We start from the raw sequence: 25,751 nt of genomic DNA, 5'->3' as shown, positions 1-25,751 counted from the left end.
ATCTACAGTGTTGTAGATTTTATGTGCAGCCGCACCGTGTCCGCACCGTCACCCGTGGCGGTGCGGTCCCGGCATACGCACCCGTCACCACGTAAGGGAGAACACCATGGGCGTGAGCCTGGCCAAGGGCGGAAATGTCTCGCTGACCAAGGAGGCCCCGGGGCTGACCGCGATCCTCGTCGGTCTCGGCTGGGACGTCCGTACGACGACCGGTACCGACTACGACCTCGACGCGAGCGCGCTGCTCTGCGACGAGTCGGGCAAGGTCCTCTCCGACGGCCACTTCGTCTTCTACAACAACCTCAAGAGCCCGGACGGTTCGGTCGAGCACACCGGCGACAACCTCACGGGTGAGGGCGAGGGGGACGACGAGATCGTCAAGGTCGACCTCTCCGCGGTGCCGGGAACCGTCGCCAGGATCGTGTTCCCCGTCTCGATCCATGAGGCGGAGGGCCGCGGCCAGAGCTTCGGCCAGGTCCGCAACGCCTACATCCGCGTGGTGAACCAGGCGGGCGGCGCGGAGATCGCCCGTTACGACCTCAGCGAGGACGCCTCCACCGAGACGGCGATGGTCTTCGGCGAGCTGTACCGGCACGGCGCCGAGTGGAAGTTCCGTGCGGTCGGGCAGGGTTACGCCTCCGGACTGAGCGGCATCGTCGCCGACTTCGGCGTCGGTCTCTGACCTCACTGCACCGATCCGGACGCAGGCCCCACCTCACCGAGTCACCGAAGGCGGAATCATGACGATCAACCTCTCCAAGGGCCAGCAGGTCAGCCTCACCAAGTCCGGCGGCGGCGAACTCGGCGTCGTCCGGATGGGGCTGGGCTGGAAGTCCGCGCCCCGCAAGGGCTTCCTGGCCCGGCTGACCGCCCGCGACATCGACCTGGACGCCTCGGCCGTGCTCTTCGCGGGCAAGGAGCCCCAGGACGTCGTCTTCTTCCAGCACCTCACCAGCGACGACGGTTCGGTCCAGCACACCGGTGACAACAGGGTCGGCGGGGCGGGCGAGGGCGGCGACGACGAATCCATCGTCGTCGACCTGCGGCGCGTACCCGTCCACGTCGACCAGATCATCTTCACGGTCAACTCGTTCACCGGCCAGACCTTCGAGGAGGTCGAGGCCGCCTTCTGCCGTCTGGTCGACGAGAGCAACGGCCAGGAGCTGGCGCGGTACACGCTGACCGGCGGCGGGCGGCACACCGCGCAGATCATGGCCAAGGTCCAGCGGGCCGGTTCGGGATGGCAGATGACCGCCATCGGTGCGGCGGCCGACGGGCGTACCTTCCAGGACCTGATGCCCGCCGTCGCGCAGCACCTGTAGTCACGCCGTACCGGCCGCCCGGAGGCCGCGGGAACCCACGGGGATCGCGCGGCCCCCGCCCCGCGGCGCCCCACAGCGACACATCGATCGAGGGACAGTATGGGCAGGCCTTCCCCGCTCGGGGACGAGGACAGATCCGACTACGCGAGCGTGCTCGACGAGGTGCTCGCCTCGACGGAGATCCAGCGGCTGCTGGAGCGATCCGGCGTCGGCGGCGGCCAGTTGCGCATCCGGGCCCTGGCCTCGGCGGCGCGCACGGCCCCGGCCGCCGCGCCGGAGTACCAGGCGTACGCGGCGCTGCGGCGCGAGCTGCACGGCCGGCCCCTCGACGGCCGCCCCTCGCCCCTGTCCGGGCCGGGGAACCAGGAGCGGCCGGGCGCCGGAGCGCTGGCGCTCCTGGGGGTGCTGACCCCGATCCTCGCCGCGGTCGCCGGGACCACCTTTCTCCTGCTGGGCTACGGGCTGCGCCTGGCCGGCAGCCTGGTGGCGCTGGCCGACACCCTGGTCCGGGTCGGCTGGTTCAGTCTCGCCGTCGCGGCGGCCACCGCACTGGTCACCATCGTCGCCCTCTACCGCACCGCCGCACTCCAGTCGGCGCCCGCCTCACCCCCCGGGGTGGACCGTGCGGCCGACCTGGACCGCGCCCGGGAGGCCTGGCGCACCGCCCTGCGGGACAAGGCGATCCGGCCGTTCCTGATCCAGGAGCTCGCGGAGGCGGCCCCGGGCGGGACATCCGGCCGCACCGCGCGCTTCACCCCGCCGGCCTTCGCGGGCCCCGACTTCAGCAGCCCGGGCTTCTCGGGCCCGGGGCACGGGAGCCCTGACGCCGGGTCCCCGAGGCTGCCCGACACCCGGCGCTGACGCCCGGCGCCGGCGGCCCCGCATGTCGCCGCGGGGCCCGCGCCACCCCCGTACCTCTCAGCCCGCCACGCACTCCGCCGGTGCGGCGGCCGCCCCGGGAGCGCGCGAGCGGTCACGGGCCGCGTCGACGAGCGCGGTCATCACGCGGGGGTCCTCGCCCATCTCCGGGTGCCACTGGACCCCGAGCACCAGGGACTCGCGGCCGGGGAGCTCCAGCGCCTCCACCGTTCCGTCGGGGGCGTGGGCCGAGGCGACCAGGCCGGTGCCCAGGCGGTCGACGGCCTGGTGGTGGTAGGCGGGCACCGTGGCCGTTTCCGGGACGGCCGCCGCGTACGCCGTACCGGGCACGGGGGTCACCGGGTGGCCGCCGAAGACGGCGTGGCCTCCGGTGTGACCGTCCAGGTGCTGGTGCAGGGTGCCGCCGAGGGCCACGTTCAGCAGCTGCATGCCCCGGCAGATGCCCAGCAGGGGGACGTGCAGCTCGATCGCCGCCTCGATCAGGGCGAGTTCCCAGGCGTCGCGTTCACGGGCCGGAGGCCCCGTACGGGGGTCGGGAGCGGCTCCGTAACGCGCCGGTTCGACGTCCGCTCCCCCGGCGATCACCACACCGTCCAGGGCGGCGACGGTCTCCCGGGCCGCGTCCGCGGCCTCGTCCGGCGGCAGCAGCACCGCGAGTCCGCCCGCGGCCCGGACCAGGCGGGGGTAGGCGGCGGGCAGGAGCACCGCGGGCATATCCCACACGCCCCAGCGGGCCGGGTCCTGGTAGGTGCTGATGCCGATGACGGGCCGGGGCATGGAACGGTCTCCTTCGGATCGGGGGATGTCGGTGATCGCCGCGGGCTGCGGGCTCAGTCGCGCTTGAGCTCGGCCTCCGCCACCGCCAGTGCGGCGAACTCCTCCTCCGGGGCGGCCGCGACCAGCCGGTGGCGGCTGTAGAAGGCGAAGTAGGCGAGCGCCACCGCGTACACCGCGAGCGCGATGAACGCCGCGTCCCGGTCCACCAGGAAGGTCGCCACCAGCGCCGAGCATGCCAGAACGAAGGCGACCGACGAGGTGCGCGCGCCGCCGGGGGTGCGGTAGGGCCGGGGCAGCTCCGGCTCGCGGCGGCGGAGCACGATGTGGGACAGGGCCATCAGGGCGTAGCTGATGGTGGCACCGAAGACGGCGACGTTCAGCATCCGGCCGCCGTTGCCGCTCCAGGCGGCCAGGGCGAAGCCGATGACGCCGGGGATCAGCAGGCCGAGGTAGGGCGACTTGCGGCGGTTGGTGAGGGAGAGGAAGCGCGGCAGGTAGCCGGCCCGGGAGAGGGCGAAGAGCTGGCGGGAGCCGGCGAAGATGAGGGAGAAGAAGGAGGCCACAAGACCTGCGAGGCCCGCGTAGTTGACGAAGCGGCTCAGGACGGTCGGCTCGCCGCTGCCCTGGAGGGCGACAACGAGCGGGTTCCCGGCCTCCTTGATGGCGTTGGCGCCCTGGGCCCCGGTGGCGGAGACGAAGGTGATGAGGGCCAGGAAGACGAGCACGGCGAGCGAGATGGCCAGGGCCTTCGGCATCGAGTGGACCGGGTCCTTGGCCTCCTCGGCGGCGAGCGGTACGCCCTCCACCCCGAGGAAGAACCACATGCCGAAGGGGAACGCCGCCCAGATCCCGAGGAGCCCGTACGGCAGCCAGGAGGAGGAGCCGAAGGCGGTGGTGTCGGCCGGGATGTCGTTGAGGCGGCCCGCGTCGAACTCGGTGAACGCGCCGACGGCGAAGATGAGCAGGGCGGCCACCGCGATGGCGGTCACGACCAGGCTGAAGCGGAGCGCTTCGCCCACGCCCCAGAGGTGGATACCGATGAAGATCGCGAAGCAGGCGAGGTAGACCGGCCAGCCGGAGGTCAGCCCGAACAGGCCGAGCGATTCGACGTAGTCGCCGATGAACAGGGCGATGGCGGCGGGGGCCAGGATGTACTCGATGAGGATGGCCGTGCCGGTGAGGAAGCCGCCCCAGGTGCCGAGCGCGCGCCGGGCGAAGCCGTAACCCCCGCCCGCGGTCGGCAGGATGGCGGAGAGTTCGGCCAGCGCGAAGACCAGACAGGCGTACATGACGCCCATCAGGACCATGGCCACCGCGAGGCCGCCGAAGCCGCCCTTGGAGAGGCCGATGTTCCAGCCCGAGAAGTCGCCGGAGACGACGTAGGCGACGCCCAGGCCGGTCAGCAGCAGCCAGCCCGCGCTGCCCCGGCGCAGCGTCCGGCGATGCAGGTACGCGGCCGTGCCGGACGCCCCCGGGTTCGTGTCACCGGGTGGGCCTGCGGGTGTTTCGGATCCCTGAGCCATGAGGCGCTCCAGACGTCTGTCGACTTCATCGATGGAACTGCGTCGATCAAAGGTTCGTCGGCACACCTTTGTGGAACGTCGGGGGGAATGGCAAGAGGCGTGCGTTAAGGAGTGGTTACGGATTCGCCTCCGGGAGCCCGTCAGGCGAGGAAGCCCCGCAGCAGCGCCGCCGTACCGCCGCAGTGCTCGCGCATCATCTCGCGCGCCGCCTCCGCGTCCCGGTCGAGCACCGCCTCCACGACGGCCGCGTGCTGCTGCTGGGAGTGCTCCAGGTTGCGCACCAGCAGCGGGATGCAGTCCAGCAGTTCGTTGAGGGTGGCGCGTACGGAGGCGTACCCGGCGGCGAGCGAGGTGGAGCCGGAGAGTTCGGCGAGGGTGAGGTGGAGCAGGGTGTCCTGGCGGCGGTAGTCCTCCAGCCGGGCGCCCTGTGTGGCTTCCAGCGCCGCCCGCAGCCGGCCTTCGCCCTCCGCCGGGAGCCCGTCGGCGCAGAGTCCGGCGGCCCCGGTCTCCAGCACCTCGCGGAAGCGCAGGGTGTCCTCCAGGTCGACGGCCGCCACCCGGCGCCGCAGTTCGTCGCTGCCGTCGGCGGCGCCGGCGCGCGGCAGGACGAACGTTCCGCCGTAGCGGCCGCGCCGGCTCTCCACCATGCCCTGGTCCTGGAGAACCTTGAGCACCTCGCGCAGGGTCACCCGGCTGACGCCCAGGTGCTGGGCGAGTTCCCGTTCGGCGGGCAGCCGGCCGCCGGGCGGGACGAGACCGAGGCGGAGCAGTTGCAGGACCTGCTCAAGGGTCTCCTCGAAGCCGTTGCCCGCGCGGACGGGTCGCAGCACTGAGGCCAGCGGGCCGGAGCCGGTCTCCGCCTCCCCGCCCGCCGCCGCCTCGCCGCCGGCCTCCGGGGCACCGTCCGCCGCCGCCGGTCGGGTGCCGTCGGTTCTCCTTCTGGTGACCACTCGCGAATCCCCTTCCCAAGTAATGGTTCTCTGTCATACCTTAAGCCTCCCGGTTCACCCAAGGAGGAATCCCGTGGCAGACCGCACACCCCCGCTCACCGTCGACGAGCTCCGCTCACGCGTCGCGGACGGGTCGATAGACACCGTGGTGCTGGCCTTTCCCGATATGCAGGGCCGGCTCCAGGGGAAGCGGTTCGCAGCCGGGTTCTTCCTGGACGAGGTGCTGGAGCACGGTACCGAGGGCTGCAACTACCTGCTGGCCGTGGACACCGAGATGCGGACCGTCGACGGCTATGCGATGTCGTCGTGGGAGAACGGCTACGGCGACTTCGGCATGGTCCCCGATCCCGCCACGCTCCGCCCGGTCCCCTGGCACGAGGGCACCGCCCTCCTGATCGCCGACCTCGCCTGGCACGACGGCAGCCCGGTCGTCGCCGCGCCGCGCCAGATCCTGCGCCGCCAGCTCGACCGGCTCGCCTCGCTCGGCTACACCGCGCAGGTAGGCACGGAGCTGGAGTTCATCGTCTTCCGGGACAGTTACGAGGAGGCCTGGGACCGCGACTACCGCGGGCTGACCCCGGCCAACCAGTACAACATCGACTACTCCATCCTCGGCACCGGCCGGATCGAGCCCCTGCTGCGCCGCATCCGCAACGAGATGCAGCAGGCCGGGCTGACCGTCGAGTCCGCCAAGGGCGAGTGCAACCCCGGCCAGCACGAGATCGTCTTCCGCTACGACGAGGCGCTCACCACCTGCGACCAGCACGCCGTCTACAAGACCGGCGCCAAGGAGATCGCGGCCCAGGAAGGTGTCTCGCTGACCTTCATGGCCAAGTACGACCAGCGCGAGGGCAACTCCTGCCACATCCACCTCTCGCTCACCGACGAGAACGGTGAGAACGTGATGGCGGGCGACGGGCCGGACGGCATGTCCGAGCTGATGCGCCACTTCCTGGCCGGACAGCTCGCCGCCCTGCGCGACTTCTCGCTCCTCTACGCGCCCAACATCAACTCCTACAAACGCTTCCAGCCGGGATCCTTCGCCCCCACCGCCGTCGCCTGGGGCGTCGACAACCGCACCTGCGCCCTGCGGGTCGTCGGCCACGGCCGCTCGATGCGCTTCGAGAACCGGCTGCCGGGCGGTGACGTCAATCCGCATCTCGCCGTGGCCGGGCTGGTCGCCGCCGGCCTGTACGGGGTGGAGCACCGGCTGCCGCTGCCGGAGGCCTGTACGGGCAACGCCTACACCGCCGGGTACGACCAGGTGCCGGCGACCCTGCGCGAGGCGGCCGAGCTGTGGGAGGCCAGCCCCATCGCCAAGGAGGCGTTCGGCGAGGAGGTCGTCGCGCACTACCTGAACATGGCGAAGGTCGAACTCACCGCCTACGACTCCGCAGTGACCGACTGGGAGCTGCGCCGCTCCTTCGAACGCCTCTGACCACCACCAGCCCCCTTGATCGAGGTCCGTACGTGTCACAGCCCACCCTGGACGTCCTGAACCCGGCGACCGCCGAGGTCATCGCCACCGTGCCCGCCGCCTCCGCCGCCGATGTGGACGCGGCCGTGGTCCGCGCCACCGCCGCACAGCGCCCCTGGGCCGCCGCCGCACCCGCCGACCGGGCCAGGCTGCTGCGCCGCTTCGCCACCGTCGTCGACGAACACATCGAGGAACTGGCCCAGTTGGAGGTCCGCGAAGCCGGACACACCATCGGCAACGCCCGCTGGGAGGCGGGCAACGTCCGCGACCTCCTCGACTACAGCGCGGGCGGCGCGGAGCGGCTGCTCGGCCGGCAGATCCCCGTGGCGGGCGGCATCGACTTCACGGTCCTGGAGCCGCTCGGCGTCATCGGCGTCATCGCGCCCTGGAACTTCCCGATGCCCATCGCCGCCTGGGGCCTGGCCCCGGCGCTCGCCGCGGGCAACGCCGTCCTCCTCAAGCCCGCCGAGACGACCCCGCTGACCGCTCTGCGGCTGGCCGAACTCGCCCTGGAGGCAGGCCTTCCCGAGGGGCTGTTCCAGGTGCTGCCCGGCGAGGGACCGGTGGCCGGAAGCGCCCTGGTGGAGCACCCGGGCGTCGCGAAGATCGTGTTCACCGGCTCCACCCGGACCGGGAAGCACATCATGACCCGGTGCGCGGAGCGCGTGAAGCGCCTCACCCTCGAACTCGGCGGCAAGAGCCCGAACATCGTCTTCGCCGACGCCGATGTGGAGGCCGCGGCGGCGGCCACCCCGATGTCCTTCCTCGACAACGCGGGCCAGGACTGCTGCGCCCGGACCCGGATCCTGGTCGAACGGTCCGTGTACGACCGCTTCCTGGAGCTGCTCGTCCCGGCCGTGGCCGCCGTGGTGGTGGGCGACCCGGCCGACGAGAAGACGCAGATGGGCCCGCTCATCTCGGCCCTCCAGCTGGACCGGGTGCGGGACTTCACCGACGGCGTGCGGGACGCCGACGGCGTACGGGCCGTCCTCGGCAACGCCCCCGAGGGGCCCGGGTTCTGGTATCCGCCGACCGTGCTCGCCGGGGTCGCGGCCGACGCTCCGGTGGCCGTCGAGGAGGTCTTCGGGCCGGTGGCCGTGGTGCTGCCGTTCGACGGCGAGGAGGACGCCCTGCGCCTCGCCAACGCCACCGACTACGGGCTGGCCGGGTCGGTCTGGTCCCGGGACGTCGGACGGGCACTCCGCGTCGGCCAGGGGCTGCGCGCGGGCAACCTCTCCGTCAACTCGCACTCCAGCGTGCGCTATTCGACCCCCTTCGGCGGCTACAAGCAGTCGGGTCTGGGCCGTGAGCTCGGTCCCGACGCCCTGGCCGCCTTCACCGAAACCAAGAACATCTTCATCAGCACGGAGGCCTGAGCACCATGACCGAAACCTCTTCTGTCTGCCGCCGCCTGGTCGGCCGCACCGCCGTCGTCACCGGAGCCGGCAGCGGCATCGGCCTGGCCACCGTACGGCGGCTGGCCGCCGAGGGCGCCCATGTCGTCTGCGCCGACGTGGACGAGGTGAGCGGCAAGGCCGCCGCCGAGGAGGCGGGCGGGCTCTTCGTCCGGACCGACGTCACCGACGCCGAGCAGGTCGACGCGCTCTTCAAGGCCGCGTTCGACACCTACGGTTCGGTGGACATCGCGTTCAACAACGCGGGGATCTCGCCGCCCGACGACGACTCCATCCTGGAGACCGGCCTCGATGCCTGGCGCCGGGTGCAGGAGGTCAACCTGACCTCCGTCTTCCTCTGCTGCAAGGCCGCCATCCCGTACATGCGCACCCAGGGCAGGGGCTCCATCATCAACACGGCCTCGTTCGTGGCCCGGATGGGTGCGGCGACCTCGCAGATCTCGTACACCGCGTCCAAGGGCGGGGTGCTGGCGATGTCGCGCGAGCTGGGGGTGCAGTTCGCGCGCGACGGCATCCGCGTCAACGCGCTCTGCCCTGGGCCGGTCAACACCCCGCTGCTCCAGGAGCTGTTCGCCAAGGACCCGGAGCGGGCCGCACGGCGGCTGGTGCACATCCCGGTGGGCCGGTTCGCCGAGCCGACCGAGATCGCCGCCGCCGTGGCCTTCCTGGCCAGCGACGACTCCTCGTTCGTCAACGCGACGGACTTCCTGGTGGACGGCGGGATCGCCGGGGCGTACGTCACCCCCGTCTAGGGCCTGATCCGAACGACAGGCCCCAGGGTCCGAACGCGTAGGGGGCCGCTACTCCGCCCCCTACGCCGGTGCTCCCCGCAGCCGCTGCGAGCGGAGCACCAGCAGCATCTCGAAGCGCTGGTCGGGGTCGTCGATCGCGTCGCCCCACAGCTCGCGGATCTGGCGCAGCCGGTAGCGCGCCGTCTGCGGGTGGATGCCCAGCCGCTGGGCCACCTCGGGCGCGCCGCCGGGCGTCTCGATCCAGGCGAGGAGGGTCTCGGCCAGCCGCCGTGCCGCGGTCGGGCCGAGGCCGTCCAGCGGGGCGAGGCAGCGGCGGGCGGCCGCGTCGATCAGCTCCCGGGACGGCAGGAGCACCAGCTCCTCCGTGCGCTCGGTGCAGTACAGCACCTCGCCCTGCGGCAGCAGGTTCTTCTTGATCAGCTGGACCGCGGTCTCCGCCCAGCGGAGCGAGGTCGCCGCGGCGGCCAGCGGCACCGGCGGGCCGATCGCCCCGGACCAGCCGGCGGTGGCCCGGCGCAGGGTGTCCGCCCGGCCCGCCGTCTCCGGGTCGGGGATGACGATGCGGGGCTGCTCGCTCTCCATCTCCAGCAGGATCCCCTGCCCCACCGCCGGGGCCACGGCCTCCCGGGCGGGGCGCATCAGCACGCCCACCGCGATGGTCTCCGGCAGCTCCCAGCCGACGCGGGCGGCCCGCTCGGCGAGCGTCCTGGCCGAATCACCGCGGGGCTCGACCAGCAGGAGGTCGATGAGCTGGCGCTGGAGGCGCAGCCGCTCGCTGGCGCGGCGGGCCGCCGCCTCGGCATAGCCCAGTACCGACTGTTCCACGAGGCCGTCCAGATACTCGAATCCCGATTCGGCCAGTTCGTACATGGCGGGGGCGGCGATGTCGACCTGCTGGCCGATCTCGGCGAACCTGCGCCAGGTGAGCCGGACCCCGAGCCGGTAGACGGCCTGGAGGGAGTCGAGGCTGCGGCCGTGCAGCCCCTCGCCCCGGCCGAACTCCTGGAACACCTCCGGCGGCACCCGGGGGTCGGCGGCGCCGGCTCCGAGGTGGCGTACGAACCCCTCGATGGCGCGGCGGATCCCGACGAGAGCCATCGGCTCGCCGGACTCGTCCTCGACCAGTTGGAGGTAGGGGTAGTCCTGCCGGATCTCGGTGAGGATCGTCTGGGCGATCTCCGGCGCCTCGGCCAGGGCGATGGAGGCGAACCGCTCCACCTTCGACCGGGGCACCTCCTGCCAGGCGCGAGGCTTCACGAGCCCGCCGGCGCGGTGTCGTAGCTGATCAAAGGCGTGTTCGGCTGCTCGGGCGTGGCGTCGAGCAGGGCCACGATGCCGAAGGCGGCACCGAAGGCGAGCGCCGCGGCCACCAGGGCGGTGGCAGCAGCGGTGATGAGTCTGCGCATGGTCGGGTCAGCTCCTTGCTGGAGTCGATCCCCACTCCGTATGGCCGGGCCCCTCCGGCTGGCACACAGTGTCGACAGTCCATTGACATGCCGTCAAGGGCTTGCCTACTGTTCACGCCAATCAAGGGCTGACCGGCCCGGGGCCCGTGCACCTCCCGCGAAGAGATTCGACCCAGGAGTGCCCGGATGCGCCGCAATGCTTCACCTCTGTCACTATTTTTGCTGGGTGCAGGGGTCTTTCTGCTCGTACTCGCGCCTCTGCTTGTCTGGTATGTCCAGCCGCAGGCGAAGCGCACCCCCATAGATATCGATACGACCACGGTCTTCACCGGGACCGGCAGCTACTTCGACACCTCGAAGGTGGAGACGGTCGAGGGCAAGGAGATCACGATCACCCGCCAGGTGCGCGGGGACGTGGCCGACAGCCTCAAGAGCGGCAACGCCATCTGGGACGTCTCCACGTCGGTCGATCACAGCGAGACCCTGCCCGCCTCCGATCCGCGCGACGCCCTCCAGTGGACCCTGGAGCGCTGGGTGACCGACCGGACCACCAATGAGCCGGTCCACTGCTGCGAGGAGTCCCCGACCTTCGACGGCGAGGCGTATCTGAAGTTCCCCTTCGACGTCGAAAGACGTGCCTACCGCTGGTGGGACGGCACCCTAGGCGGCGTCGTCCGGCTCGAGTACGCCGGCAGGAAGAAGGTGCAGGGGTACGAGGGGTACGCGTTCAAGGGCACGGTGGAACCGACCCGGACCGGGGTGCGGCAGGTGCCCGGCGTGCTCGTGGGCAAGCCCGGTACGCCCCAGATCCTCGCCGAGGAGTGGTACTCCAACAGCGGCATCGAGCTGGTCGTGGACCGGCGCACCGGACGCATCATGAACGCGGCGATCGGCCCGAAGAAGACGCTGCGCGCCCCGGGCTCCTCGAAGGACGCGGTCACGCTGCTGGAGAGCAAGCGGGTCGAGTTCACCAAGGAGACCCAGCTCAAGCAGGTGGAGCTGGCGTCGGCGGACAGCGACCGGCTGGCGCTGCTCTCCGGGACCGCGCCGGCCGGAGCGGTCGGACTGGGCCTCGTACTCGCGACCGTGGGCATCGTGCTCGTCGTCCGGGGGCGCAGAACGGAGCCGGAAGCCTCGAATACTCACATGATGACGAACTTGCCCACCTGAGTTACCGGCAAGTTGTCGCATCGGTGAGTAGCCGGGGGCGTAACCGTGCCGAAAACTGTCTATCCCCACCAAAGCACGGCCCCCGGTCTCTCATCCCTTGTTCGCGCGCGCCCCACAGCTGCGTTCTCCGTCCTGTACGTGAACCCGCTCGTCCCGATCCGCGAACCCGCTCGCCCCGTTCCCGAACCCTCTTCCGTATGCCCGGCCCCTCCCCTCCCCTCCCTTCCCTCCCCTCCGTCCCCTCTCCGTCTTTTCAAGCCCCCGCCCTTCGTCCCCCGCACACCGAGCCGAGTTGGAGCGCCGATGCCCCAGCACGTTCCTCCCCCGCTGCTCCACGCAGCCGCGCCACAGGGTCAGGGCCCGGTCTCCCCCAGGGTTTCCGCCTCCCCCAGACGCATCGTCTTCCTCGCCCACCGCGACCTGGGCAACCCGGCCGCGGGCGGCTCCGAGCTGCTCGTCGACCAGCTCGCCCTCGGCCTCACCGAAAGGGGCCACGACGTCACCCTCCTGTGCGGTGGCCAGGCCGCACAGCGGCCCTACCGGGTCGTCTCCGCGGGCTCCCAGCTGGGGCACTACCTCGGCGCGCGCTCCGCCTTCACCCGGCAGGTCGGCAGCTGCGACCTGCTGGTCGAGGTCTGCAACGGCATGCCGTACCTGGCGCCCCTGTGGCACCGCGGTCCGACCGTGTGCCTGGTCAACCACGTCCACACCGATCTGTGGGAGATGCGTTTCCCGGCGCCGGTGGCCCGCGCCGGGCGACAGCTCGAACACTGGGCCCTGTCCCGGGCCTACCGGGACCATCTGATGATCGCCGTCTCCCCGTCCACCGCGGGCGCCCTGCGTGAGCTGGGCGTTCCGGACGAGCGGATACGGCTGGTGAACAACGGCGTCCAGGAGCCGCTGCCGCAGAGCGAACGGTCCGCGACCCCGCTCTTCCTGGCGCTCGGCCGGCTGGTCGACTACAAGCGCATCGATCTGCTGCTCCAGCTCTGGGAGCGGGTGCGGCCGGTCACCGGTGGCCGGCTCGTGATCGTCGGCGACGGCCCCGAGCGGGAGAAGCTGGAGAAGCTCGCCGGTCCCGATGTGGAGTTCGCCGGGCATGTGTCCGAGGCGGAGAAGCACCGGCTGCTCTGCGCCTCCTGGATGCTGCTGCACCCGGCGGCCGTCGAGGGGTGGGGGCTGGTCGTCACGGAGGCCGGCACCCGGTCGACGCCGACCCTCGGCTTCGACGTACCCGGGCTGCGCGACTCCGTCGAGGACGGTGTCACGGGCATCCTCGCCCGGGGCGAGTCGTCCTTCGCCGCGGCCTGGTGCGCGCTGGCGCTGGACGAGGAGCGCCGCGAGGCGATGGGCAAGGCCGCGCGCGAGCGGGCCGCCGCCTACCGGTGGAGCAGCAGCGTGACCCAGCTGGAGGCCGTGGCCGCCGAGGCGATCAGCGGTACGCGGTCCTGGCCGACGGGTGCCCGCCCGTGAAAGACCCGTCCTTCCGCCGCTCCCTCACCCTGTTCCGCGCCTTCATGAGCGAACAGGAGGACCCGGCCTCCGTGTACACCCTGCTGGCCAGGGACGCGGCGGACCAGGTCGAGCGGTACGCACCGCTGAACGGGAAGGTCGTCGTCGACATCGGCGGCGGCAACGGCTACTTCACCCGGGAGTTCCGGCGGCGCGGCGCGCAGAGCTATCTCTTCGAGCCGGACCCCGGGGAGCTGGGTGACCGGCAACCGCAGGGGCCGCGGGACACGGTCGTCGCCGACGGCTATCTGCTGCCCCTGGCGGACGGGGTGGCCGATGTCGCCTTCTCCTCCAACGTGCTGGAGCACGTGGCGGATCCGCACACCTTTCTCAGCGAGATGGCGCGCGTCACCCGCCCCGGCGGGCTGATCTACGTCTCGTTCACCAACTGGTACTCGCCGTGGGGCGGCCACGAGTGGGCCCCCTGGCACTACGCGGGCGCCGAGCGCGCCCGCGCCCGTTACGAGCGGCGCACGGGCCACCCGGCCAAGCACCGCCTCGGCGAGAACCTCTTCAGGATCGGCGTCGGCCCGACGCTGCGCCATGTGCGGGGCCGCACCGACGTGGACCTGGTGTCCGCGCGGTCGCGGTACTGGCCGGTCCTGCCCGAACTTGTTACCCGGGTGCCCGGACTGCGGGAATTCGCCACCTGGAACCTCCTCCTCATTCTCCGGCGGTGTTCATGACCAGCGCAGTCCACCTCGCACCCCACCAGTCCCCGGACGGCGGCGACCCACCGCCCGGCAGACCGGTCGACGAACCGGCGGCGCCCCGTTCGCGGCGCTGGCTGCTGGGGTTCTGGGCCACGGTGTTCGTGGCGTTCCTGGCGGTGTCGCCGGGACGCATGACATTCGACACCAAGCTCGGTGTCGTCGTGGATCCCGGGCGGTTCCTCGGCGACCTGGGCGAGCTGTGGCACAGCAGGTCCGGGTTCGGCGGGATCTCCGACCAGTACATCGGCTACCTCGTGCCGATGCTGCCGTACTACGGCCTGGCCGATCTGCTGCGGGTGCCGACCTGGCTCGCGGAGCGGCTCTGGCTGTCGCTGATCGTGGCGGCCGCCTTCTGGGGCGCGCTGCGGCTCGCCGAGCGGCTGCGCGTGGGCTCCCCGGCCACCCGGCTGCTCGGCGCGCTCGTGTACGCGCTGTGGCCGACGTACACCATCGTCGTCGGCTCGACCTCAGCCGCCGCCCTGCCCGGCGCGCTGCTGCCGTGGGTGCTGCTGCCGCTGACGAACCCGCGCCTCGCGCCGCGTATCGCCGCGGCCCGTTCCGCGCTGCTGATCCCGCTGATGGGCGGGGTGAACGCGGCGTCCACGCTGGCCTCGCTGCTGCCGGTCGGGCTCTATCTGCTGTCCCGGCCGGGCGGCCCCCGCAAGCGGGCGCTGCTGCTCTGGTGGATCCCGGGCGTGATCCTCGCGACCGCCTGGTGGATCGTTCCGCTGCTGCTGCTGGGCACCTTCGGCGAGAACTTCATGCCGTACGTGGAGTCCTCGTACACCACGACGACGACCATGTCGGCGACCGAGGTGCTGCGCGGCGCGGGCAACTGGGTCGGCTATCTGAACTTCGGTGAGGCCTGGCTGCCCGCCGGGTGGACCGTCGCCACGGCGACCGTCACCATCCTGGGCTCGGCGCTGGCCGCCGCCCTCGGTCTGGCCGGGCTGGCCCGGCGCGATCTGCCGGAGCGCCGCTGGCTGGTGCTGACCGTGCTGTCCGTCGCGCTCATCACGCTCGCCGGGTACGGCGGTGCGCTGGGCGGTCTCTTCCACGGGACCGTGCAGGGGTGGCTGGACGGCTGGCTGGTGCCGTTCCGCAACATCTACAAGTTCCAGACCGGTCTGGGCCTCGCCCTGGCGCTCGGCGTGGCGCACATCGCCGCCGTGGCCTCGCTGCGGGCCCAGCGCGACGAGCGGGTGCCGGTCCGGGCGCGCCGGCTGGCTCCGGTGATCGCCGCCGTACTCGTGCTGCCGGGTCTGGCCTGGCCGTACGTCAACGGGTCGATCCTGCAGACCGGTTCGTTCAAGGAGATCCCGGACCACTGGGCGAAGGCCGCGGGCTGGCTGAAGGACAACTCGGCCGACGACCGGGCCCTCGTGGTCCCCGCCACCGCGCACGGCATCTACACCTGGGGCTCCCCCATCGACCAGCCGCTGGACGTGCTGGCCGACACGCCGTACGCCCAGCGCGACTACGTCCCCTTCGGCACGCCGGGCAACCGGCGGGCGATGGACGCCGTCGAGCAGGCGCTGACGTCCGGGGGCCAGGTCCCCGGGCTGAGCGAGTACCTCAACCGGGCGGGTCTGCACTACGTCGTGGTCCGCAACGACCTGGACCCGGACCAGCTGGGGTACGTCCCCACCACCACGGTCAAGCGCACCCTGGAGGCGTCCGGCTACAAGCGGGTCACCGGCTTCGGCCCGGTGATGACCGGCGGCCGCATAGCCAACGACACACCGGTGCAGATCGAGGGCCTCTATCCGCGCCAGAGCGCGGTGGAGATCTACGAGCCCCCCACCGGGACCCAGCGTCCCGGGCGGGCGACCATCGCTCCCGTCTCCTCGACCGCCGTCGTCAGCGGCGGCCCGGAGTCCCTGCTGCCGCTCGCGGCGAGCGGCGCCCTGGACGGCCGGCCCACCGTGCTGGCGGGCGACGCCCACCCGGGTGTGGGGAAGCCGTCGCTCTACGCGGCCGGTGACGGACTGCGCCGGGCCGACACCCGGTTCGGCCTGGTCAACACCAATACGTCACACACCTACACGGCCGACGAGCGCAACGCGCCGGAGTCGGAGCAGGACCCGGGTGCGGCGCCGCGCCAGATCCTGCCGACCGAGGGCAAGGAGCACCAGACCACGGCGGTGCTGCGGGGCGCGAAGTCCGTGAGCGCCTCGTCCATCGGCAACTGGCTCTTCCATCTGCCGCAGTACGACCCGGCCAACGCCTTCGACGGCAATCCGGAGACCGCCTGGGCGGAGGGCTCCGCCGCCTCCCCCGAGGACGAGTGGGTACGGATCGACTTCTCCGGCTCGCAGGAGCTTCCGGGCTCGTTGCAGCTCACCCCGCTGCCCAGCGGCGGCGTCCGGGCGGCGGCGACCGAGGTGCGGGTCGAGACGGACCGCGGCTACAAGGACAGCCCGATCCGCCCCGACGGCTCCCCGCAGGAGGTGGCCGCGCCCGCCGGGCCGGCCGCGTGGCTGAAGGTGACGATCCTCAAGTCCCAGCAGGGACGCCCCGGTCTCACCGGCGCGGGGTTCACCGACATCGCCGTCCCCGGGGTGCAGGTGACCCGGATGCTGGAGCTGCCCTCCGACGCACCGAGTGAGGGAGCCGACTCCACGGTCTACTCACTCAAGCGCGGCAGCGACCCGGGCGGGCTCTCCGCCGTGGCCGCGGAGACCGGTCTGCACCGGCAGTTCACCGCAGGACAGGCCGGCCGGTACACGGTCGCCGCGAGCGCGGTGCCCGTGCCGGGCGAAGCCCTCGACAAGCTGCTGTTCGAGCTGACGGGCGAGCGCGACAAGATCCTGGTGAGCGCCGACTCCACGGCGCGTCTGGGCACCAACCTCAGCGCGCGCAACCTGACGGACGGCGACCTCACCACGGCGTGGATCGCGGGCGACCGTCCCGTACTCCACCTGTCCTGGCCGAAGAAGACCCAGATCGGGGAGATCGTGTTCGCGGCGGCCGGCGGGATCTCGACCCGGCCCGAGCAGGTCCAGATCAGCTCGCCGGACGGCACAGCGGTGGCGGCGGTGGACGAGAACGGCATGGCCCGCTTCTCGCCCATCACCACCGACCGGATGGACATCACCATCTCGCGGCAGGCCCCGCTCGCCGTGCACAACCCGTTCGCCGGCGGCCAGTTGCAGCTGCCGGTCGGGCTGAGCGAGGTCTACATCCCCGCACTGGAGCAGTTCCGATCGCCGCAGCCCGATCCGGAGAAGGAGTTCAGCCTGACCTGCGGTCAGGGGCCGGTCCTCTCCGTCGGCGGCACGCTGATGGAGACCAAGGCCGAGGGCCGGATCAGGGACCTGACACAGCGTCGGCCCATCGCGGTCTCCCTCTGCTCCGAGCAGTCCCAGGTGGAGCTGGGCGCTTCGACCCACACCGTGGAGGCCGGTGACGCCGGTCCGCTCGCCATCACCGATGTCACGCTTTCCACGGGGGAGACGAAGGCCCCGGCGGCCACCGCCCGGACGGTCGACGTCAAGGAGAGCGACGGTGACCGGCGCACGCTGACGGTCGGCGCCGGGGATGCCTCGTACCTCCAGCTCCACGAGAACCACAACAAGGGCTGGAAGGCCACGCTGAACGGCAAGGAGCTGACGCCGCTGCGGATCGACGGCTGGCAGCAGGCGTGGCTGGTCCCCGAGGGCGAGGGCGGCACGGTCACCCTGGAGTACGAGCCCGCGCGGATCTACCAGGCCGGTCTGATCGGGGCTGGGGTGCTGTTCCTGGTCCTGGTGGGACTCGCCGTCGTACGCCGCCGGGGCTCCGGCCCGACGGCCGGTTCGCACGAGGGGTCGCACAAGGGTTCGTACGAGGGTGAGGAGCAGCCGGTACCGCCGGGTCCCGGGCTGATCCTGGGCACGGTGGCGCTGACCCTGGTGGGCATCGTCATCGCGGGACCGGTCGCCCTGGTGGTGCCCGTCCTGGCCGTACTCGCCCACTTCCGCCCGTCGTTGCTGGCTCCCGTCGCCTTCGCGGCGATGGCCGGGGCCGGGGTGGTCGTGGCCGTCACGACCGGGGAGTTCACCGCCACGGACAAGGGCGCCTTCGGGGCGACGGCCCAACTCCTCGCGCTGATCGCCCTGTTCGCCGCACTGGTCACGGTCGGGTCCGCCCCGCGCCGGGGCAGGCGACGGTCGGGCCGGGGTACGGAGCCGGTGACCGCGACGGCCGGCGAAGGCGATGGGGGCGGGGACCCGACGATCCCGCAGCAGGCGGCGCAGCCGTCCGGCCGGACCCTCTCCGCCGATGCCAAGCGGCCGCGCACCGACCCGCCCACGGGCGGTCCGGGCGGTCCGACTCCCCCGCCCGGCAGCGGAGGATCCACCGGATGACCGCCACGCATCCCGCCCGGCCGTTCGCGGCCGGGCGGCTGCCCCGGGTGCCGTTCCCCGTCGTCGACGAGGTGGACCGGCACTGTGCCCAGGACTCCGAGCCGAGCACCATCCACATCGAGATCCATCTGCCCGGCCGGCTGGAGGAGGACCGGCTGCGCGCCGCGTTCGCCGCGTCGCTGGCGCTCCATCCGCGTGTGCTGATGCGGGAGCGGCCGCGCTCCCCCTTCGCCCGCCGGTACGAGTGGGAGCTGACGGACGGTCCGGACCGGGACCCGGTCGGCTTCGCGCCCGCCGCGCCCGGGGCGCTCGACCGGGCGCGGGCGGCGTCGCTCGACACCGCCCCGCCGCTCGCGCTCTCGCCTCCGCTGCGGATCACCGTGGTCGAGGAGCCGGGGCGGGAGGGATGTGTGCTGGTGGTCGCCGTGCACCACACCGCGCTCGACGGGCCCGCCTGTCTGCGAGTGGTGGCGACGGCCGCCGAGATCTACGGCGGACGGTCCGTCGACCAGCCGTCCGCCCCGGCCCGGCCCGTGACCGCGCCGCCCCCCGCGCACGCGGGGCCCGCTCCCCTCGCCCGGCCCGCCCGGGTGGCGGCGGGCACCCCGGGGAAGGTGCCGGGCAACGGGCAGCTGCTCGCCGAACTTCCGGTGCCGCGGCGGGAGTCGGGCGCGCCCTACACGGTGAACGACCAGCTGATGGTGGCCACCGCCCTGACGGTGGCCGACTGGAACCGGCTCCACGGGGCGGCCGGGCGGCCGCTGCGGATCACCATGCCGGTCGACGACCGGACCCGGGGGCCGGAAATGCCGATCGGCAACGGCACCCGGCTGGTCGAGGTCGGCTTCGACTCGGCGGAGGTGGCGTCCGGTACGGACATCGCCGCCCTGCTGCGTCTCACCGCCGAGCGCACCCGGGCCCTGAAGGCGCAGCCTCGCCCTCAACTGGGCCGCTCGGCATCCCTGTTGACCACTCCCCTGGTGCCGGTCGCCGCACGTGCGGCGTTCACCCGGGGGCTGCGGGTGCTGGCGGGGCCGTGGACCTCCACGACGCTGCTCAGCAACATCGGCCGCATCCCGTACCCCTTGGACTTCGGCGACGCGGGGAGGTCCGCCGCGCTGTGGATCTCCGCGCCCGCCCGGATGCCGAGGGGGCTGACGTTCACCACCGCGTCCACGGGTGGCCGGCTGCACCTGGCCCTGCGCTGGTCGCGGACCCTGCTGGGCGACGAGGACGGCAAGGCGCTGCTCGGCCTGTTCACCCGTCATCTGGCCGCGACATCCTCGGAGGCCCCGTGACCGACACCGTTTCTCCCCCGCCCGGCCTGCGGGACTTCTACGAGAACCCGGCCGTCCCCGTGGCGTCCGGCGACGGGCGCAGCCGACGCCAGGCGCGGCTGCTGGCCGACGCCCTGCAGGGGCGGGCCGGCCAGGTCGTCGTGGACGTGGGGTGCGGCGACGGGACGGCCGCCGCCACCGCCGCGCCGATCCTCGCCGGGCACCGGCTGATCGGCGTCGACTGGTCGCAGGACGCGCTGCGCCGGGCCCGCCCCCGGATGGGTTCGGTGGTCCGCGGTGAGCTGGAGCACGGCGGGCTGCCGCTCGCCGACGGGTGCGCGGACGCCGTGCTGTTCAGCGAGATCCTGGAGCACCTCGTCGACCCCGACCAGGCGCTCGACGAGCTGCGCCGGATCCTGAAGCCCGGCGGCCACCTCATGCTGTCCACCCCGAACCTGGCCGCCTGGTACAACCGGGCGCTGCTGCTGGCCGGGGTGCAGCCGGTGTTCTCGGAGGTCAGTCTGCGCGGGATCCACGGCCGCCCCGGCTCCGAGGTGGTGGGCCATCTGCGGCTGTACACCGCCCGCGCGCTGCGCTCCTTCCTGGCCGCGTCCGGCTTCGAGGACGTGAAGATCACCGGCGCCCCCTTCCACGGGGTGCCGCGCCCGCTGCGGCTGCTGGACAGGGCGGCCTGTGCGGTGCCCGGCGCGGCCTCCATCCTGCTGGCCCACGCTCGGCGGCGATAGCGCGATGTGGTGGGGTGTGGGGGCCGCGCTGGTGGCCAACCTGCTGTACAGCGTGGGGTTCGTGGTGGAGAAGCGGGCCCTGGGCGGCCTGCCCGCGCTCTCCGCGGGCAGGCCGCTGCGCGTGATCCTCGTCCTGCTCACCAGCCCGCTGTGGATCGTGGGCGCGCTGTCGCTGGCGGCCGGTTTCGCGGCCCAGCTGATCGTCTACCGCGCGCTGCCGATCGCGGCGGCGCAGGGCATCTTCGTCTCCGGCCTGGTGCTGCTGCTCCTGCTCTCGTCGGCCGTCCTCGGCGAGGAGTCGACCGGGCGCGAACGCTACGCACTGGGCGGTGTCCTGGTGGCGCTGCTGATGGTCGTCGCCTCGGTGCGCGAGGGCGAGGACGTGGTGAGCGCCGGCGCCCCCTGGATGCTGGTGCTCCTGGTCTGCGTACCCGCGCTGGCGGCGGGCGTCTGGCTCTACGTACGGGTGGAGAGCCGGGCGGCCAAGCGCCACCGGGTGCCGACCAGCGGCATCGGCTACGGGGTGGCGGTCGGGCTGCTGTACGGCGTCAGCTCCCTCGCCATCAAGGGCACCTCCAGCCGGCTGACCAGCACCGACCTGGGGGACGCGGCCCGTTCTCTGTTCGGTTCGCCCTACCCGTATCTGCTGCTCTTCACCGCCGTCGCCGGTCTCGTCATGTCCCAGACGGCGCTGCAGCGCTGCCGGGCCTCCCTCATCGTGCCCGTGTGCACCACGGTGACCTGTCTGTTCACCGCGGTCCTCGGGACGCTCGCCTTCGGGGAGTCCCTCCCCGACGATCCGCTGCTGCTGACCCTGCGGCTGGCCGGCACCGCGCTGGCCCTCACCGTCCTGCTGGCCATGCCCCGCCACGACCCTCCCGCGGAGGCGGCCCCGTCCTGACCACAGCCACGTTCCCCGTCCCCGTCCCACCCCCGTCACCGAGGGAGTCCTCATGAACCCCGACGATCCGCTGCTCGCCATCCTGGCCTGCCCCCTCGACAAGGGCCCGCTGGCCCTGCTCACCGACGAGGAGGCGCTCTACAACCCCCGGCTGCGCCTGAGTTACCCGATCCTGGACGGCATCCCGCAGCTGCTGCCCTCCTCGGGCCGCAAGGTCGACGCCGACGCCCACGAGAGATACCTGGCGCACCGGAAAGCGCCGACCGCGTGACCACGTTCGCCGCGGCGGTGGCATCCCGGCTGCCCACCGGCCTCGTCGGCTACGCCGCCGTCGCGCTCTACCCGCGCTTCGAGCCGGAGCTGCGCCGGCTCGCCGACTTCTGCCCGCCCGGTTCCACCGCCGTGGACATCGGGGGCTGGTACGGGCCCTGGTCGCGCCGGCTCGCCCGGCGCTGCGCGGAGGTCGTCACCGTCGAGCCCGTACCGCACCTGGCCGACCATCTGCGCCGTACGCTGCCGCCGAACGCCCGGGTGGTGCAGGGGGCGGCGACGGACCGCGACGGGGGTACGGTCCAGCTCTGGTTCCCGGAGGGCGACGAGGGCGACCGCGGGGTGTCCTCGCTGGAGCGCCGTGACATCCACGCGCACAGCGTCGACGTGCCGTCCCTCACCATCGACGGCCTGGGCCTGCACGGCGTCGGCTTCGTGAAGATGGACGTCGACGGCGGCGAGGTGGCCGCGCTGCGGGGTGCGGCGGAGCTGCTGCGGCGGGACCGTCCGGCGCTGCTCGTCGAGCTGGAGAGCCGGCTCGGCCCGGTCGGCCCGGCGATCTCCCTGCTCACCGGCCAGGGGTACGCGGGGTGGCTCCTGGCGGGGCGGCGCTGGATCCCGCTGGCCGGGTTCGACCTGCCCGCCCACCAGGCGAGGACGGAACACCTCGTCCACCAGGGGCTGCTGCGCAGGGCGTTCGTGCCGCACCGCACCCGGTACATCAACTCCGTGCTGTTCCTTCCCGAGGGGCGGACGCCCGGCGATGCGGCCATCTGAGCGAATCCACCGGTGCGGGCCGCGCTGACGGGGGAGGTTGCGGGGCAGGTGAGGGAAGAGCCGGGACCGCCCTCGCCCGGGGGCGGCCGCCCGGCGGCCCGCCGAGACCGCCGCGCCCGCCGTGGCCGACCCCGAGGAGATCCGCAGTGATCGAGAGCGCAGACATCCGTGAGTGGCGTACGCGTGACGTCGTCGACCCCGACGGGCGCAGGATCGGCTCCCTGGAGTCCGTCTACGTCGACACGGGGACGGACCAGCCGGCGTTCGCCACCGTGACGGTGGGCCTGCCGACCCGCCACCGGCTGGTCTTCGTACCGCTGGCGGAGGCCGTCGTCGGACCGGACTACGTGAAGGTCGCCCACGACCGGGCCAAGGTGAAGGACGGCCCGTCGATCGGGACGGACGACGTCCTGCCCGCCGAGGACGAGCCGGCGCTCTTCGCCTACTTCGGCCTGCCCTATCTGCCCCCGGCCGACGGCGTACGCGTCCTGGCCCGCCGCTGACGCGCCCGGGACCTGCGGGATCTCCCCCGGGCCCGACGTATCCTCTCGGGGAACGCGCCGAGCGGAGGACGGGCCACGTATCGGGCAGCAGTATCGCCGACCGTCACGGCGTGGGCGTCGACATCCACCTGCACGAGCGGGCGGGGGCGGGTCTGGAGTCCCTGCGGGCGATCATCGCCCGCACCCGCGCGCTGTCCCTCCAGGGCAAGGTGACCGTGAGCCATGTGTTCTGCGTCCCGGGGCTGCCGGAGCGCGAACTCGACGCGCCGGCGGCCGGGCTGGCGGAAGCGGGTATCTCGCTGACGACGGTGGCGCCCTCCTCGGACCTGGTGCTGCCCATCGACCGGCTGCGCGAGCACGGGGTGCACGTCGGTCTCGGCTCGGACGGTGTGCGGGACTCGTGGAACCCGTTCGGCGACGCGGACATGTTGCACCGCTCGCATCTGCTGGCCCGGGTCCAGGCCGCGCGCCTCGACGGGGAGCCGGAGGCGGCCTTCCGCGCGGGCGCCGACGGCGGGGCGCACCTCCTCGGCCTGGAGCGGGCGGACCTGAGGCCGGGCTCGGCGGCCGACTTCCTGCTCGTACGGGGCGAGTGCCTGCCGCAGGTCGTGGTCGACCTGCCCCGGCGGTAGATGGTCGTGCGCGGCGGGCGGATCGTCGCCAGGGACGGGGAGTTCGTCGGCGGCTGAGCGCCGGGCGGCGGTGGCCACGACGACGGCGCTCGCCCACCAAAAGGCCGACGCCTGCCCGGTGGGGCGGGAGCAGATACCCGGGACGACCCCCCGAGAGGGCGAAGCGGAACTTAGGCTAGCCTAACCTGCATGTCGGTTTCGGTGACGGCCCCCGGTCGTGGGCGCGGAGAGATGCTCTTGACGACCCCGCTCCGCTGGTCCGAGCCGTCGGCCGGCGGGCCCGTGGTGGAGACCCCCTACCTGCTCACCACGGCGGTCCTCGACAGCCCGGTGCCCGCCGGGTCGTCCACCAGCGGGGTGCACACCCATGACGACGCGCTGCTGGTCTGGCCGCATGCCGGCTCGACAACGCTGCACACCCGGAACACTGTGCGCCGCCTCGTACCGGGGCAGGGGGTCTGGATGCCGCCCGGCACCCCGCACGCCTCCCACCCCGATCCGGGGAGCGTGAGCTGCTACACCTATGTGACCCGGGCGGCGATCCCGCCGCACTGGACCTCCCCGCGCTCGCTGCGGATGGGGCGCGCGCTCCAGGAGATGCTGCTGCACCTCGACGCCAACGCGATGCCCGACGACCGCCGGCTGCGGGCCCAGCGGCTCATCATCGAGATGCTGGAGGAGGACCCGCACGCGGCGATGGAGGTCCCCGTCCCCGAGGACTCGCGGATCCGGGCCATGGCCGAGGACATCATGCGCGACCCGGAGAGCGATCTCTCGCTGGAGGAGTGGGCTGCGCGGCACGCGCTGAGCGTGCGCACGATCACGCGGGCGTTCGGGCGGGACGTCGGGATGTCGTTCACCCGGTGGCGGTCGCTGGTACGGATGTCCGCGGCCACCACCCTGCTCGCGCAGGGCCGTCCGGTCAATCTGGTCGCGCACCGCTGCGGCTACTCCACGACGAGCGCGTTCTCCGCGGCCTTCCGCCGCGTGACCGGCACCAGCCCCACCGCGTACCTGCGTGAGCAGTCGGCCCTCGCGCCCGCCGGTCACTGACACACGCCACGCTCCCCACGTGGCCGATTCGCGACGCACCCTGGCCCGTTCGCGACCCTCATCGGCCCCCCGCCCTTCTACCGTTCAGTAAGGCAAGGGTTACCTAACCTCGACAGTGCCGGTGTGACCGTATCCACCGCACACCGCCGTGGCCGCCCCCCCTGCCCCCGCACCCCGCAGTCGCGCCCCCGCGCGATGTCCAGATCCGAGGAGAACCGTGTCCCCATCCATTCCGGCCGGACGCCGAACGGGCCCGCTGGCCCGCGTCCTGGCGCTCGCCGTCGGCGCCGTACTCCTCCTGGGAGGCTGCGGCAGCGGTGAGTCCGGGAAGACCGCCGCGCAGGCGAAGGCCGGCGGTGCCTCGAACAGTTTCCCCGTGGACATCAAGCACGCCCACGGCACCACGACCATCAAGGCGAAGCCCAGGCGCATCGTCACGCTCAGCTGGATGTCGCTGGACGTGGTCGCCGCGCTCGGCACCGTACCGGTCGGCGTGGACGAGCAGTGGGGCGGCGACAAGGACGGCTACACCCCCTGGTTCCGCACCCAGGTCGAGAAGCTCGGCGGGCCCCTTCCCGAGACGCTGAAGTACGGCGACGCGGGTGAGATCGACTTCGAGCAGATCCTCTCCCTCGAACCGGACCTCATCATCGGCCTGTACTCCGGCATCACGGACGTCGACTACAAGCGCCTCGCCGAGATCGCCCCCACGCTCCCCTACCTCAAGAAGCCGTGGGACGGCGGGACCTGGCAGGAGATGACCCGCACCATCGGCAAGGCCGTGGGCGAGGAGAAGAAGGCCGAGGGCCTGGTCGAGGACGTCGGCGGGCAGCTGGCGGCGGTCTCCGTGGACCACCCGGAGTTCAAGGACAAGACCTTCACCTACGCGGTCGCCCTCACCCCCGGCTCGACGGAGGTCGGGCTCTACCTCGACTACGACGCCCGGGTCCGGCTGCTGACCGAGATCGGCTTCAAGAACACCCCGTCGATGAGCACGATCGCGGCCACCGCGAAGGGCACCAACTGGTACGGCGGCGTCAGCCTGGAGAAGCTCGACACGATCGAGGCCGACGTGGTCGTGGCCTGGGCGAACGCCCCCGCCGAGGTCACGTACTCCCTCAAGGACCCGCTCTTCTCCCGCTGGAAGCCGATCGCCGCCAAGAAGTACGCCTTCGTCCAGGATCCGGAGCTGGCCATGGCCACCAGCGGACCGACCGTGCTCTCCATCCCCTGGGGCCTCGAACGCTATGTCCCGATGCTCGCCGACGCCGTCGCGGGCAAGGGCAACACCGGCGCGGGCTCCTGATCCCCGGGCCTGTCGCCGGACCGCCGCCAGGCGTCCGGCGA

Annotated in this window: 23 protein-coding genes and 1 pseudogene; 19 read left to right on the top strand and 5 right to left on the bottom strand. The window is 72.6% G+C overall.

What is annotated here, in order from left to right; translation table 11 throughout:
- Positions 1-106 precede the first annotated feature (106 nt).
- The 3 genes from ACK8N7_RS33240 (at position 107) to ACK8N7_RS33230 (ending at position 2,183) form a co-directional block, all read left to right on the top strand.
- Positions 107-682 (top strand): TerD family protein, encoded by a 576-nt coding sequence (locus tag ACK8N7_RS33240; RefSeq protein ID WP_401819883.1) that lies wholly within the window; start codon positions 107-109, stop codon positions 680-682.
- 58 nt (positions 683-740) lie between these two features.
- Entirely contained in the window at positions 741-1,322 is a 582-nt protein-coding gene (locus tag ACK8N7_RS33235; protein ID WP_032759805.1) for a TerD family protein, read from the top strand.
- Positions 1,323-1,421: 99 nt separating this feature from the next.
- On the top strand, positions 1,422-2,183 hold the full coding sequence (locus ACK8N7_RS33230; RefSeq protein ID WP_403217616.1) for a hypothetical protein: 762 nt from the start codon (positions 1,422-1,424) through the stop codon (positions 2,181-2,183).
- A gap of 57 nt (positions 2,184-2,240) precedes the next feature.
- On the opposite strand, the gene ACK8N7_RS33225 is transcribed toward ACK8N7_RS33230, so the two are convergent.
- The 3 genes from ACK8N7_RS33225 to ACK8N7_RS33215 form a co-directional block, all read right to left on the bottom strand.
- Positions 2,241-2,978 (bottom strand): gamma-glutamyl-gamma-aminobutyrate hydrolase family protein, encoded by a 738-nt coding sequence (locus ACK8N7_RS33225; protein ID WP_403217617.1) that lies wholly within the window; start codon positions 2,976-2,978, stop codon positions 2,241-2,243.
- 53 nt (positions 2,979-3,031) lie between these two features.
- Positions 3,032-4,501 (bottom strand): ethanolamine permease, encoded by a 1,470-nt coding sequence (gene eat, locus ACK8N7_RS33220; RefSeq protein WP_403217618.1) that lies wholly within the window; start codon positions 4,499-4,501, stop codon positions 3,032-3,034.
- A gap of 140 nt (positions 4,502-4,641) precedes the next feature.
- Positions 4,642-5,451: a FadR/GntR family transcriptional regulator gene (locus ACK8N7_RS33215; RefSeq protein WP_500444790.1), complete on the bottom strand. Its 810-nt coding sequence runs from the start codon at positions 5,449-5,451 to the stop codon at positions 4,642-4,644.
- A 73-nt stretch (positions 5,452-5,524) separates the two neighbouring features.
- Between ACK8N7_RS33215 and ACK8N7_RS33210 the strand changes: the two genes are divergently transcribed.
- From ACK8N7_RS33210 to ACK8N7_RS33200, 3 genes are read left to right on the top strand one after another with little or no spacing between them, the layout of a single operon-like run.
- Complete coding sequence (locus tag ACK8N7_RS33210) at positions 5,525-6,889, top strand: glutamine synthetase family protein (protein WP_015607029.1); 1,365 nt, start codon at positions 5,525-5,527, stop codon at positions 6,887-6,889.
- Positions 6,890-6,921: 32 nt separating this feature from the next.
- Positions 6,922-8,304: an aldehyde dehydrogenase family protein gene (locus ACK8N7_RS33205; protein ID WP_500444788.1), complete on the top strand. Its 1,383-nt coding sequence runs from the start codon at positions 6,922-6,924 to the stop codon at positions 8,302-8,304.
- A 5-nt stretch (positions 8,305-8,309) separates the two neighbouring features.
- Positions 8,310-9,095 carry a 3-oxoacyl-ACP reductase gene (locus ACK8N7_RS33200; RefSeq protein ID WP_015607031.1) on the top strand — a complete coding sequence of 262 codons (786 nt, stop codon included), beginning with the start codon at positions 8,310-8,312 and terminating at the stop codon, positions 9,093-9,095.
- Between the two features lie 60 nt (positions 9,096-9,155).
- On the opposite strand, the gene ACK8N7_RS33195 is transcribed toward ACK8N7_RS33200, so the two are convergent.
- Both ACK8N7_RS33195 and ACK8N7_RS33190 read right to left on the bottom strand, forming a co-directional pair.
- Complete coding sequence (locus ACK8N7_RS33195) at positions 9,156-10,352, bottom strand: PucR-like N-terminal domain-containing protein (protein WP_500444786.1); 1,197 nt, start codon at positions 10,350-10,352, stop codon at positions 9,156-9,158.
- Positions 10,349-10,501 carry a hypothetical protein gene (locus tag ACK8N7_RS33190; protein WP_015607033.1) on the bottom strand — a complete coding sequence of 51 codons (153 nt, stop codon included), beginning with the start codon at positions 10,499-10,501 and terminating at the stop codon, positions 10,349-10,351. Before ACK8N7_RS33190 ends, ACK8N7_RS33195 begins: the two co-directional genes overlap by 4 nt.
- 186 nt (positions 10,502-10,687) lie before the next feature.
- Between ACK8N7_RS33190 and pgfA the strand changes: the two genes are divergently transcribed.
- The 13 genes and pseudogenes from pgfA (at position 10,688) to ACK8N7_RS33125 (ending at position 25,710) form a co-directional block, all read left to right on the top strand.
- The gene (pgfA, locus tag ACK8N7_RS33185; RefSeq protein ID WP_403217622.1) at positions 10,688-11,671 is read left to right on the top strand and encodes a cell envelope lipid trafficking protein PgfA; all 984 of its coding nucleotides are present in this window, start codon (positions 10,688-10,690) and stop codon (positions 11,669-11,671) included.
- Positions 11,672-11,974: 303 nt separating this feature from the next.
- Positions 11,975-13,144: a glycosyltransferase family 4 protein gene (locus tag ACK8N7_RS33180; protein WP_403217623.1), complete on the top strand. Its 1,170-nt coding sequence runs from the start codon at positions 11,975-11,977 to the stop codon at positions 13,142-13,144.
- Positions 13,141-13,869, top strand: a complete 729-nt coding sequence (locus ACK8N7_RS33175) for a class I SAM-dependent methyltransferase (RefSeq protein ID WP_015607036.1) — start codon at positions 13,141-13,143, stop codon at positions 13,867-13,869. Before ACK8N7_RS33180 ends, ACK8N7_RS33175 begins: the two co-directional genes overlap by 4 nt.
- A complete protein-coding gene (locus ACK8N7_RS33170; RefSeq protein WP_500444783.1) occupies positions 13,866-18,245 on the top strand; it encodes an alpha-(1->3)-arabinofuranosyltransferase in 4,380 nt (1,459 codons plus the stop codon). Before ACK8N7_RS33175 ends, ACK8N7_RS33170 begins: the two co-directional genes overlap by 4 nt.
- A complete protein-coding gene (locus tag ACK8N7_RS33165; protein ID WP_500444781.1) occupies positions 18,242-19,543 on the top strand; it encodes a condensation protein in 1,302 nt (433 codons plus the stop codon). The genes ACK8N7_RS33170 and ACK8N7_RS33165 overlap by 4 nt, the downstream gene beginning before the upstream one ends.
- Positions 19,540-20,268, top strand: a complete 729-nt coding sequence (locus tag ACK8N7_RS33160; RefSeq protein WP_403217626.1) for a class I SAM-dependent methyltransferase — start codon at positions 19,540-19,542, stop codon at positions 20,266-20,268. The genes ACK8N7_RS33165 and ACK8N7_RS33160 overlap by 4 nt, the downstream gene beginning before the upstream one ends.
- A gap of 4 nt (positions 20,269-20,272) precedes the next feature.
- On the top strand, positions 20,273-21,169 hold the full coding sequence (locus ACK8N7_RS33155; RefSeq protein ID WP_403217627.1) for a hypothetical protein: 897 nt from the start codon (positions 20,273-20,275) through the stop codon (positions 21,167-21,169).
- 52 nt (positions 21,170-21,221) lie between these two features.
- Positions 21,222-21,440 carry a Trm112 family protein gene (locus ACK8N7_RS33150; RefSeq protein ID WP_403217628.1) on the top strand — a complete coding sequence of 73 codons (219 nt, stop codon included), beginning with the start codon at positions 21,222-21,224 and terminating at the stop codon, positions 21,438-21,440.
- The gene (locus ACK8N7_RS33145; protein ID WP_403217629.1) at positions 21,437-22,216 is read left to right on the top strand and encodes an FkbM family methyltransferase; all 780 of its coding nucleotides are present in this window, start codon (positions 21,437-21,439) and stop codon (positions 22,214-22,216) included. The genes ACK8N7_RS33150 and ACK8N7_RS33145 overlap by 4 nt, the downstream gene beginning before the upstream one ends.
- A gap of 146 nt (positions 22,217-22,362) precedes the next feature.
- Positions 22,363-22,719: a PRC-barrel domain-containing protein gene (locus ACK8N7_RS33140; RefSeq protein WP_015607043.1), complete on the top strand. Its 357-nt coding sequence runs from the start codon at positions 22,363-22,365 to the stop codon at positions 22,717-22,719.
- A gap of 92 nt (positions 22,720-22,811) precedes the next feature.
- Positions 22,812-23,351: pseudogene (locus ACK8N7_RS33135) on the top strand (amidohydrolase family protein); the annotation flags it as partial.
- 231 nt (positions 23,352-23,582) lie between these two features.
- On the top strand, positions 23,583-24,404 hold the full coding sequence (locus ACK8N7_RS33130; protein ID WP_403217630.1) for a helix-turn-helix domain-containing protein: 822 nt from the start codon (positions 23,583-23,585) through the stop codon (positions 24,402-24,404).
- Between the two features lie 217 nt (positions 24,405-24,621).
- Positions 24,622-25,710 carry an iron-siderophore ABC transporter substrate-binding protein gene (locus ACK8N7_RS33125; protein WP_500444777.1) on the top strand — a complete coding sequence of 363 codons (1,089 nt, stop codon included), beginning with the start codon at positions 24,622-24,624 and terminating at the stop codon, positions 25,708-25,710.
- Positions 25,711-25,751 lie beyond the last annotated feature (41 nt).

This window comes from Streptomyces griseobrunneus, assembly GCF_046713465.1.
In the GTDB taxonomy this organism is placed as follows: Bacteria; Actinomycetota; Actinomycetes; order Streptomycetales; family Streptomycetaceae; genus Streptomyces; species Streptomyces microflavus.
Note: the sequence above shows the minus strand (reverse complement) of the source record. Positions and strands in the feature narration are given on the sequence as shown.

Excerpts from the sequence above, each read along its gene's own strand:
- ACK8N7_RS33240 (WP_401819883.1), top strand. The coding sequence starts at position 107 with ATGGGCGTGAGCCTGGCCAAGGGCGGAAATGTCTCGCTGACCAAGGAG.
- ACK8N7_RS33235 (WP_032759805.1), top strand. The coding sequence starts at position 741 with ATGACGATCAACCTCTCCAAGGGCCAGCAGGTCAGCCTCACCAAGTCC.
- ACK8N7_RS33230 (WP_403217616.1), top strand. The coding sequence starts at position 1,422 with ATGGGCAGGCCTTCCCCGCTCGGGGACGAGGACAGATCCGACTACGCG.
- ACK8N7_RS33225 (WP_403217617.1), bottom strand. The coding sequence starts at position 2,978 with ATGCCCCGGCCCGTCATCGGCATCAGCACCTACCAGGACCCGGCCCGC.
- eat (WP_403217618.1), bottom strand. The coding sequence starts at position 4,501 with ATGGCTCAGGGATCCGAAACACCCGCAGGCCCACCCGGTGACACGAAC.
- ACK8N7_RS33200 (WP_015607031.1), top strand. The coding sequence starts at position 8,310 with ATGACCGAAACCTCTTCTGTCTGCCGCCGCCTGGTCGGCCGCACCGCC.
- ACK8N7_RS33190 (WP_015607033.1), bottom strand. The coding sequence starts at position 10,501 with ATGCGCAGACTCATCACCGCTGCTGCCACCGCCCTGGTGGCCGCGGCG.
- pgfA (WP_403217622.1), top strand. The coding sequence starts at position 10,688 with ATGCGCCGCAATGCTTCACCTCTGTCACTATTTTTGCTGGGTGCAGGG.
- ACK8N7_RS33180 (WP_403217623.1), top strand. The coding sequence starts at position 11,975 with ATGCCCCAGCACGTTCCTCCCCCGCTGCTCCACGCAGCCGCGCCACAG.
- ACK8N7_RS33170 (WP_500444783.1), top strand. The coding sequence starts at position 13,866 with ATGACCAGCGCAGTCCACCTCGCACCCCACCAGTCCCCGGACGGCGGC.
- ACK8N7_RS33165 (WP_500444781.1), top strand. The coding sequence starts at position 18,242 with ATGACCGCCACGCATCCCGCCCGGCCGTTCGCGGCCGGGCGGCTGCCC.
- ACK8N7_RS33155 (WP_403217627.1), top strand. The coding sequence starts at position 20,273 with ATGTGGTGGGGTGTGGGGGCCGCGCTGGTGGCCAACCTGCTGTACAGC.
- ACK8N7_RS33150 (WP_403217628.1), top strand. The coding sequence starts at position 21,222 with ATGAACCCCGACGATCCGCTGCTCGCCATCCTGGCCTGCCCCCTCGAC.
- ACK8N7_RS33130 (WP_403217630.1), top strand. The coding sequence starts at position 23,583 with ATGCTCTTGACGACCCCGCTCCGCTGGTCCGAGCCGTCGGCCGGCGGG.